This is a genomic window from Paenibacillus sp. GbtcB18 (assembly GCF_019091125.1).
Classification (GTDB): Bacteria; Bacillota; Bacilli; order Paenibacillales; family NBRC-103111; genus Paenibacillus_F; species Paenibacillus_F chitinolyticus.
Genome location: NZ_JAGXJX010000027.1, coordinates 1 through 7855 on the forward strand (window position 1 = coordinate 1; position 7855 = coordinate 7855).

Genomic DNA, 7855 nt, shown 5'->3' on the forward strand with positions numbered 1-7855 from the left:
TAAAATCTTTCCTTAGCGGAATTGATTTAGGTAGTATTGGACGAAATATGATGCAAGGGCTTTTAGGTGGTATAAGCGGAATGGCTGGAGCAATTTGGGGCAAAATTACGGAAATCGGAAATGGAATCAAGGATAAAATCTCAGGACTCTTGTCGATTCACTCCCCAAGTCGTTGGTTTAGGGATTTCATTGGTGTCAATATGATGGAAGGCTGGATCAATGGTATTGAGGGAATGAGAGGTGCTGTACTTCGAACAACTCGTGAGTTAACTGAGTGGATGAAACCTGAACAAATAGAGATTCAGGCAAAAGGTTCTTTACCTGGTATTGGTGGAATGAACAGAATCGCAGATGGATCAACGACAGGAAGTACCCCAGTGCAGAAGGTGTTCCAACCAACTGTGAATGTACAAGTTTCAGAGCAAGCGTCTGCAGCTGAAGTGAGACGAAAACAGAAGCAGACATTACGTCAATTAGGCATGGAAATGGGGTTTTAATATGATGGAACGTCTAGTGTTTACAAATGCATTAGGTGAAAGCGTGGAGCTCGGTAATCGGGCTCCTTTTTCATTAGTAACAGTTTCAGGTTTAGGTGATGTAAAAGCAGCTACGCAAACACAGAAGTCTGCATATAGGCATGGTTCTCGCTATATCGGGACGTTGCTAGAAGAAAGAGAAATAGAGGCTGAAGTCTTGATAGAGGGTGATAATTACGAGCGAGTATCAGAATACAGGTCTATGTTGGCTCGTATTATGAACCCGGCACTAGGTGAAGGCGTATTACGTTATGAAAATGACTACACGAGCGTGCGGATCAAAGCTGTGCTAGAAAACGTGCCCTTATCACCTGATGGTGTAGAAAATCGTGGAGAGAGATTTCAAAAAACGTTTATTCATTTACTTTGTGCGGATCCTTTCTTCTTTAAAGAAAAAAGACAGGACGATATCGCTGTATGGGTACCGGCTTTTGAGATGCCATTTGAAATTCCGATCAGTGGCATGGAGTTCAGCCATCGAACACCGTCTTTAATCACTGAGATTACAAATGAGGGGCATATTGCTACAGGTATAGAGGTGCAGATTAGAGCATTAGGTAAGGCGAAGAACCCTAGAATAATAAACGTAGTTACGCAAGAGTATCTAAAGATAAACAAAACAATGGTTGCTGGAGAAATTATCACCATCGATACAACAAAAGGGAAAAAGAAAGCTGTGAGTAATGTGGATGGTCCAATCATGCGTAAAATCGATTTCGCACCAAGTACCTTTTTACAATTAGAAGTGGGTGCGAATTTATTTCGTTATGATGCAGAAGAAAATACAGAAAGACTTGAGGTGAGTATTTACCATACGCCGAAGTTAGTGGGGGTGTAAGGATGGATCTGTATGTATTTAATACACAATTAGAGTTTATAGGAGTGATAGATACATATCACTCTTTTATTTTTGAACGTTATTTAACTAAACCTGGTTCTTGCACCTTAACTTTGACGTTTGATTCAGATGCTTTTGCGTTACTACAAGATGATCATATTATCGCAAAAGAAAATGATTTGAAAGACGCTTGTTATATTAGTCATCACTCAATTGAGCAAGAAGAAAATGGACACGACAAGTTAATAGTAAAAGGTTTCTCACTTGCTAATTTATTACGAAAAAGAATTGTATGGGGGACACAAAGGTACACGGGTGATATCGATAAGGTTATGAAGGAGTTTGTTGATAAGAACGTGATACATCCTGTTGATTCTAGACGAGTATTACCAGGGTTTTCACTATCTCCTACAAAAACGTTCGGGAACGTAGCGGAAGTATCTAGTTATAAGTACTTACCAGATTGTTTAGAGGACATAGCGGAAAAAAATGATGTTGGTTGGCGCGTATTGTTGGATTTGGAAAAGAAGCAATACGTTTTTGATCCATATAGAGGGAGAAATCTCACAACTGAACAGGACACAATTGATCCTGTAATTTTTTCTACAGAAAATGAAAATGTAATTAATCAACGATATGTGTACGACCAAGGTTCATATGCAAATACGGTTTTAGTTGCTGGATCTGGTGAAGGCACTAATCGAAAAGTAGTGACTATAAATAATGATAAATCTGGTTGGGAACGTATCGAGCTTTTCGTAGATGCTCGTGACCTTTCAGATCAAGGTGAGGATGGTAATCCAATTGACAGTGCTGTATATAATCAGATGCTTATGGAACGTGGACAAAAGAAATTGTTAGAAGCTGTAAAGATTGAATCATTCGAAAGTGAAATAGATGCGAACTCGCAATATGTTTACCGTGAAGATTACGATTTAGGGGATAGGGTTACAGTCATGAATCGTAAATGGGGGATTGTAATGCACCCACGTATTACAGCTGTAACAGAAACGTATCAAAAAGGTACTGTGGATATCAATGTGGAGTTTGGTACAAATATTCCTACTTTAATAGATGTAATTAAGAGAAAGCTGGGGTGAGAAGTAGATGGAAAAATACTCATTTTTTAGTAGCGTAAACGGTGATAGAAGATACAAAGCGGAAGACTGGGCGAACTATTTTAATAAGTTTATAACGAATGGCTATTTTCCGAATGTAGCAAATAATCTCCAAGTTATAGCTGATAGAAATCGGATGCAAATCACTTTAAAACCTGGAGCAGCGTGGATTAATGGTTACATGTATCAAAACACGGACGACCTGGTTTTGAACGTGGATACAGCGGATGGCGTTGTAAAAAGACTAGACCGCGTCGTATTACGATGTGATTTTGTAGAACGGAGAATAAGAGCATATGTAAAAAAGGGAGTGTTTGCAGCAAACCCTGCAGCACCCGCATTACAACGGGATGCTGATGCGCATGAATTAGCTGTCGCAGAAATATTGGTACGTAATGGAGTTGTTGTTATTAATCAAGAGGACGTAACAGATATACGATTAAATACCCAGACGTGTGGCGTTGTCAATTCATTGATTCAAGTAGATACATCGAAGGTTTTTGGTCAATACATGGATTGGTTAACTCGTACGAAGCAAAAGCATGATCAAGATACGCAAAACATTATTAATCAATTCATGGCTTTTACGGAGGCTGAAAAACAAAGATACAAGAACGAGTTCACGACTTGGTTTAATAATTTAAAAGTTGTATTAGATGGGAACGTAGCTGGAAACTTGATGAATGAAATCGCCAAAACGAATGAACGGTGTGACAGTATATCGCAAACGTTAAATGCAGCCCTTGAGACACTCTATGTTAGTGGTTCCGGTAAGGATAATAATGGTGTATTTACAACTGTAGAATGGCGTACAAAAAGCGATGTCCTACGTAGACGTTCCGTATTTTCTGATCCAGATTCAGACATGAATTACCGTACACAAACAGTTACGAAATATGAAAAAGATGGTGTTACCGTAGCTTCTACAGTAATTTACAAGCGTCTATACGACGATGAAGGAGACTTCATGAAAGAGGTGCCACAATAATGCCTTATGCACAAGAACATGGTTTAACAGCAAGTAGAGGACTCGATGTAATACGGAAAGGGTATAACGCACCTATACCTATAGAATTTTCAAGCGAATACACCAAATTCAGCGTAGCAAAAAGTGTTGTTTATACAGGTCCCTATTGCTTTGATATTGCTACAGGTGCAAAAATTGCTGGTAGTTCGCAAGATAATTCTATGCAGCGAATGACAGATCATCGTGATGATTTAATGTATGGTAGGTCGTATGAAAGTGGAAATGGCTATCGTTTTAGGGCATATGACAAGTATTTTCAAAAAGTATGGGAATGTACTGATGCGGACCCTATGTCTTCGGAAGCTATCTTAACAAAAGATTACATTTTTGCAACATATCCAAAAGGCATTGTGAAAATCAGTAGAAAAACAGGAGCTGTTCTTTTGAAAAAGGTGATTGCAGGGTTATCAGATACAACAAGTGGTTACGGTGGGAAAATATCATTCGCAACAAATGAAAATCAAGATAAAGTAGTGTTTATGTTTAATAGTGATGTTTATATCATGGATATCGCTGATTTAAATATTATCAAAAAAATTACAATACCAGATAAGGTAGACAACGGTTGGTATTATATACACGGATGTACGATTCTAAAAGATGTCTTGCATGTTTTTTATTACGCAAGCCCTACAGAACGTAGCATAAGCCACGTTGCTTTTAATTTGAATGGCACAAGTTTTACAGTAAGGAATGATGCCTTATTGAATTACAAAATGAATCAAGGCGGATGGCAATCTCCGCCTAATCAAGCTGTACAGACATTTAAGAAATGCTTTTCCGTCCTTAACTGTCTAATGGATTATAAAGACGGGATGTTAAAAACACTAGCCATAACAGGAAAAGATTTTACTAATGTGTACATGAATCAAAATACGTACGTAGCGAGTTTCGTCCATAGCAAGCTAGTCCAATACGGAAGAATAAAACAATAAGGAGTGATAATATGGCGTTACTATTTTTAGGAGAGCCCAATCAAAGTGGGATCGCATTCGTATCTTCAATCGTGTATCAAACACAATATCTGGATGAGGAAACAATAAAAAAAGGTATCAATGTGGTCGATAAGGATATCCCAGTTTCAAATACTCCAGAGAAAGATATGTTGTTGAAATACGATGTAAACAAAAATGAATTTATAGTGGATTATGTAGAACGTCCAGCCAATACAGAAGAAGCTCAAAAGAAATTGCAAGAAGAAAATAAACAGTTAGGTCAACAGGTAACGGACTTAGAAATTCTAGTGCTTCAGAAAGATCAAGATATTAAACTCATCGCTCAGCAACTTAGTGATTTAGAGATTGAAGTGTTAAAAATGAAACAAGCTGGAGGTACAGTGTAATGACAAACTCTACAGATGTAAGAAGCCCTGCTTTTTCGAAATGGAAAGACCGTTATATTAAAGAATGGTGCACGAAACTAAATCTTTGTCAAGTTGTCGAGTTGTTTCAGATTACAAAAGAAGAATACAAATTAATAACAAATTTAGAGTATCCAAACGTGCAGTAATTTAGGAGGGATGCCTTTCTATGGTAACTTTTAAAATATTCCAAATTAAAGTTGATACGAAGTTAATTACCCCCTCAGAAAAAGTGATTGTATCTCAGAATGACTTAAACTCAGCGAAATTACTTGTAGAGGTTACCCAAGATAATGAACCATTAATCCTTTCAAATGTGAAAGTGATGGCTGCCTTTAAAAAACCAGATAATAAGTTGGTCTTTCAGAATCAGAAAGTTACGGTGGAAGATGAAAAAAAAGGTCTAGTGTCTATTGTTCTTACAACTCAAACTGTCGCGGCGGCCGGTGAAGTTTTAGGTGAAATTCATATAGAAGATAAAGACTCAAATATTGTGACGAGAAAATTTAGGATTTATGTAGAGGAATCGTATATGGCAGTAGGTGCAATTGAATCCGCCAACGAAATGGGTATTATCCAAAAAGCAATTGAAGCCGGGGAAAAACTTAAAGGCGTTGACATTGCGGGGATTTTAGCGGTAAAAGAAATAGCTGAAGTCGCAAAGACAAAGTCGGAAAATAATTCAGAAATTATTGGAATATTAGAGAAAGATGTAGCGAATTTAAAATTAAACGGTGGAGGCGGTGGTTCTGTACCTTCAGATGTTATTTTATTCGAAGAGTGGAAAGGCGGGGAAAGTGTTACGATTGATTTAGGGACTGATCCAATAGACACAACACCACCTAATAATGTTACAAACTTAGCTGCATCTAATATTACAGGTTCTTCAGTCACATTAACATGGACATCAAGTGTGTCGGGGGATGTTGCAGGGTATGAAATTTATAATGGAACTCAATTCTTAGCTAGCGTAACAGGAACAACTTATAATGTGAGCGGATTGACAACATCAACTTCATACATGTTTTGGGTGAAAGCGAAAGATAGAAGTGGAAATATTGCAAGTGGAGCAAGTATTAGTGTGAAGACAACAAATACAATCCCGCCTGATACAACACCGCCTATCCTTACAATCACACCAGGAACAACATTTACAGATAGTATGACAGTTACAATGAGTACAAATGAAACAGCAGATATTTATTATACGACAGACGGAACAACACCGACAACAGGAAGTACAAAGTATACAAGCGTTATTAACATCACGAACACAACGACTATCAAGACATTTGCAAAAGATGCAGCGGGAAACTTTAGCGCTGTACAGACACAAACATATACAAAGCAAGTTGCTGGAGCATGGGTGACAAATGGATTAGTAAATAAATGGGGTAATGTTGTGAACAGAGTAACAGTCACAAATAATGGATCGTATTATCCAGCTAATGACGAATGGACCCTAGCATTCACGTTAAAACCAAAACCATATATGGATATATTCTCGCAGTTTAGCATAGGCGGCACGAATAACGTAATGAGACTTTATGTTTATGATAACGGGAAGAGAATTTATATGAATATGTTTGATTCATTCGGAGTTAATAAAGAAGTAGCATGTCCGGACTTATTCTCTGATGGGACACTGTATTATCACGTTGTAGTAATGAGAGATAACACTTTAGGTACAATTAGAATGCTTGTTAACAATGTGGAAGTTACATCTTTAACGGGAAATTCAACTGTGACGTTGAATTCAAACAACCTAGAAACAATAAAAATAGGGTTAGCAGAAGGTGGAAATGCCATCAAGAATCTACTTTATTACAATAGAAAACTATCAGCAACAGAATTAACCCAAAATTATAATGCATTACAGTAAGCGGAGGGATAAACATGAAAGGTAAATTAAGAAAAATGAAAGACGCATTCGGAAAATATATTTATCCCATTACTCGTGCAGAAGCTGTTTATGTAAGTGATAATAAAACACTTGCCCAAAAACTTACAGAAATAGGAACGGGTGGTGGGTCGCCAACAAACGTTTTAGCTGGTAAGGTTTGGGCAGTTCTTGGTGATAGCGTGACGGAGGGCGGTTACTGGGATAACTCGACAGGTGTTGAAACAGTTGGAACGCCTGTAAAAACGTATCATGAGCAAATAGTAACAAAGACGGGAGTAACCGCTGTTAGTTATGGTGTTGGTGGTACTTGTATAACAGATAAAGGTGATAATACAGGGATGTGTGTTCGCTATTCGAATATGAGAAGTGACGCTGATATCATCACCGTTATGGGTGGAATCAATGATTATGCTTATTCAGGTAATACCCCTATCGGGACATTCGGAAGTACAGATAAATCAACTATCCATGGGGCAATGAAGGTACTGTGTGAAGGTTTGTTGCAAAAGTATCCAAAAAAGCCTATTGGTTTTATTTTGCCGTTTGGCTTTAATGAATACAAAGGAGCTAATACATGGAAACCATTTGAGGATGCTCTAATTATGAACTTAGAATACTATGGTATTCCATATCTTAATTTAAGAAAAGAAGCGGCACTGAACGCAAATATTGATTTTATTAATCAAAAATACTTCAAATTTAATTACGGTACAACAGCAGGTGATAAAACACACCCAAACACAAACGGTTTCGAAATTATCGCTAATCCGATTGGTAAATTCTTAGAACGTATAGCCAGGTAATTCGTTATAAAATATGACTTATATAACAAACAGGGAGACAAATAACTGACTCTCTTTTTATTTTTGTCCAAAAAGGGGTGGCGGCGGTGGATCAAAGGGAGTATGAACGTATCGCGAAACTAGAAGTACAGCTGCAGTCAATGAATGCTACAGTCATACGAATCGAAGAAAAGTTAGACTCCAATCAGAAAAATTACATGCAGCGTACCGAAATAGAGGAGATGTTTTAGTTTCGTGATAGTGAAATTCGTGACTTGAAACAAGCGCAAG

8 protein-coding genes are annotated in these 7855 nt (G+C 37.6%); all 8 read left to right on the plus strand.

Translation table 11 applies throughout. From position 1 onward, the window contains the following. Window positions 1–497: phage tail protein (locus tag KVT34_RS32100; RefSeq protein ID WP_483311461.1), on the plus strand; the 497-nt coding region annotated here is incomplete at its 5' end. A 1-nt stretch (window position 498) separates the two neighbouring features. After that, on the plus strand, window positions 499–1374 hold the full coding sequence (locus KVT34_RS28985) for a phage tail family protein (RefSeq protein ID WP_253631360.1): 876 nt from the start codon (window positions 499–501) through the stop codon (window positions 1372–1374). Window positions 1375–1376: 2 nt separating this feature from the next. Beyond that, the gene (locus KVT34_RS28990) at window positions 1377–2474 is read left to right on the plus strand and encodes a siphovirus ReqiPepy6 Gp37-like family protein (RefSeq protein WP_217563149.1); all 1098 of its coding nucleotides are present in this window, start codon (window positions 1377–1379) and stop codon (window positions 2472–2474) included. 7 nt (window positions 2475–2481) lie between these two features. Beyond that, on the plus strand, window positions 2482–3480 hold the full coding sequence (locus KVT34_RS28995) for a hypothetical protein (protein WP_217563150.1): 999 nt from the start codon (window positions 2482–2484) through the stop codon (window positions 3478–3480). After that, entirely contained in the window at window positions 3480–4454 is a 975-nt protein-coding gene (locus KVT34_RS29000; protein ID WP_217563151.1) for a hypothetical protein, read from the plus strand. The genes KVT34_RS28995 and KVT34_RS29000 overlap by 1 nt, the downstream gene beginning before the upstream one ends. Before the next feature lie 11 nt (window positions 4455–4465). Continuing rightward, entirely contained in the window at window positions 4466–4861 is a 396-nt protein-coding gene (locus KVT34_RS29005; protein WP_217563152.1) for a hypothetical protein, read from the plus strand. 187 nt (window positions 4862–5048) lie between these two features. Continuing rightward, complete coding sequence (locus KVT34_RS29010) at window positions 5049–6761, plus strand: chitobiase/beta-hexosaminidase C-terminal domain-containing protein (protein ID WP_217563153.1); 1713 nt, start codon at window positions 5049–5051, stop codon at window positions 6759–6761. Window positions 6762–6775: 14 nt separating this feature from the next. Further along, window positions 6776–7585, plus strand: coding sequence for an SGNH/GDSL hydrolase family protein (locus tag KVT34_RS29015; RefSeq protein WP_253631361.1), 810 nt, complete (start codon window positions 6776–6778; stop codon window positions 7583–7585). Window positions 7586–7855: the final 270 nt, after the last annotated feature.

What these genes read in the sequence shown, in the direction of transcription:
- KVT34_RS28985 (WP_253631360.1), top strand. Translation starts at nt 499, where the DNA reads ATGATGGAACGTCTAGTGTTTACAAATGCATTAGGTGAAAGCGTGGAG.
- KVT34_RS28990 (WP_217563149.1), top strand. Translation starts at nt 1,377, where the DNA reads ATGGATCTGTATGTATTTAATACACAATTAGAGTTTATAGGAGTGATA.
- KVT34_RS28995 (WP_217563150.1), top strand. Translation starts at nt 2,482, where the DNA reads ATGGAAAAATACTCATTTTTTAGTAGCGTAAACGGTGATAGAAGATAC.
- KVT34_RS29000 (WP_217563151.1), top strand. Translation starts at nt 3,480, where the DNA reads ATGCCTTATGCACAAGAACATGGTTTAACAGCAAGTAGAGGACTCGAT.
- KVT34_RS29005 (WP_217563152.1), top strand. Translation starts at nt 4,466, where the DNA reads ATGGCGTTACTATTTTTAGGAGAGCCCAATCAAAGTGGGATCGCATTC.
- KVT34_RS29010 (WP_217563153.1), top strand. Translation starts at nt 5,049, where the DNA reads ATGGTAACTTTTAAAATATTCCAAATTAAAGTTGATACGAAGTTAATT.
- KVT34_RS29015 (WP_253631361.1), top strand. Translation starts at nt 6,776, where the DNA reads ATGAAAGGTAAATTAAGAAAAATGAAAGACGCATTCGGAAAATATATT.